At 34.7% G+C, this 2,129-nt stretch carries 2 protein-coding genes; both read right to left on the minus strand.

Annotated elements, in window-relative coordinates:
• Positions 1-97: 97 nt before the first annotated feature.
• Complete coding sequence (dat, locus tag AB3X49_RS21850) at positions 98-973, minus strand: D-amino-acid transaminase (RefSeq protein WP_367964713.1); 876 nt, start codon at positions 971-973, stop codon at positions 98-100.
• A gap of 132 nt (positions 974-1,105) precedes the next feature.
• Positions 1,106-2,068 (minus strand): ABC transporter substrate-binding protein, encoded by a 963-nt coding sequence (locus AB3X49_RS21855; RefSeq protein ID WP_002127211.1) that lies wholly within the window; start codon positions 2,066-2,068, stop codon positions 1,106-1,108.
• Between the last annotated feature and the right edge of the window lie 61 nt (positions 2,069-2,129).

The raw sequence follows: 2,129 nt of genomic DNA on the forward strand, positions 1-2,129 counted from the left end.
TATTAAATCCCCTTTTTACAGCGTTTTCAAAACTTGTCCTATGGTTGAATTATATCATGAAAAAAAGCTGGGGGAATACCAGCTTTTTCCCTCATTATTAATTTGTCACTTTAAACAAACTAATACTTTCTTCATATGCAGCTTGTAGTTTTTTCGTAATTGGTCCTCTTTCGCCGCTTCCAAACTTCTCATCACCAATTTGAACAACAGGGAATATTTCAAGTGGTGTCGCTGTAAAGAAACATTCGTCAGCCTCGTATACTTCTTGCAATGAGAATTCACGCTCTTCTACTTCAATATGTAAAGCTTTCGCTAATGTAATAACGTAGTGACGAGTAATGCCGTGTAGAATGAAATTATCGGCCGGATGTGTAATTAATTTATCATTTTTCACCATAAAGAAATTCGAATGACACCCTTCTGTTACAACTCCATCTCGTACTAATATCGCTTCTTGATACCCTTGCTCGTTTATTTTATTTTTAATCATGATATTAGGTAGAAGGTTTAAAGATTTTATATGACAGAACTTCCAGCGTATATCCTCTTCTACAGTAACCTTTATTCCTTGTTCCATAGTAACGGTAGGTCTTGGAAACAAAGCAATATTCGCAAAATATGTTGGCTGTAAATCTTTTTCATACACATGATTTCGAGCTTGAGCTCCACGTGATATTTGAAGATACACATTCCCATCCTCTTGAAATTGATTTCTTTCAATCATTTGATGAAGTTCTTCAACTAACTCTTCCTTTGTAAACGGCGGAACAATATTTATTTCCCTCATAGATTTAAAAAAGCGTTCCAAATGTAAGTCTAATAAATGAGGCTTCCCATCGTATAGCCTAAATACTTCATATATGCCATCACCAAATTGAAAGCCCCTCTCCTCTAATGGGACCATCGGCTGTTCTTCCTTCGTATTCACAATTCTTCCGTTAAACAAAATCCAATCTTTATGAGTAGCTTTCATTCCTTTCCACTCCTTTATTCCATGATTGGTTTTATTGTACAACTTATCCACACTTAAAAGAAGGAATTTTCTGTATTTAACTAAACAAAAAAAGTACATCACCTATTTAAAGTGATGCACTCAACCATTCATTTATTTCAAAAAATATTTTTCAATATCATCTAGCATTAAGTTTGCAGCTTTAATACCGCCTGCTGTATTCCAAATTACTTCATCCACTTGGAATACTTTATTGTCTTTAGAAGCCTGCAGCTGCTTAAAGAGTGGGTCTTCTGTCCATTCTTTTGCTAACGTGGTTCCTTCGTTATTCTTATCTGCATCTTTATCAGATGTGAAGTAGAATATGTAGTCCCCATCCATATTCGGAATTTGCTCTTTTGTAATTCCTTTTATCGCAAACTCATCTTTATCTTGTAGTGGTGGTCGCTTAAATCCAATATCATTTAAAACAGCACCTGAGAATGAGTTTTTCTGATAAATACGAACGTCACCTGGTACGAAGCGAATAATAGAAACTTTAGAATTCAATTTATCTCCTAACTTCTCTTTCATTCCTTCAATACGTTTTTTATAATCTTCAAGAGCCTTTTGCCCTTCTTTTTCTTTATTTACAGCTTTTGTATAGAGTGTAAAGTTTTCTTTCCAATCCCCGCGCAATGTTTCAGCGTACACAGTTGGCGCTATTTCGTTCAATTGCTCATATATTTTTTCATGACGCATTTTATTACCGATAATTAAATCTGGCTTAAGCTTCATAACTGCCTCTAAATTAATATCACGCTCAGTACCTACAACTTTCGTATCTTTTAAATCTTTCGCTAAATGAGGATACCATTCATCACCAGCACGTGGTTTTGTAGTTCCAACTGGTGTTACTCCGACAGCTAAAAGCGCCTCCGCACCCTCATTTGTTAAAACAACTACTTTTTTAGGTGTACCATTTACTGTTGTTTCACCCATTGCATGCTTTACAGTATACGAATCTTTTGCTTTAGCCGATGTATCATTTTCTTTTTTCTCTTCTTTGCTACACCCTGCGATTATTACCATAAGTATCATAATGCAGAACATAAATATTTTTTTACTATGTACCATATGTCCTCCCTAGATGAAATCGATTATCATTAACAATTAAAGATTAATGTATATTACATGC

It is taken from the genome of Bacillus sp. C30 (assembly GCF_040838255.1).
In the GTDB taxonomy this organism is placed as follows: Bacteria; Bacillota; Bacilli; order Bacillales; family Bacillaceae_G; genus Bacillus_A; species Bacillus_A mycoides.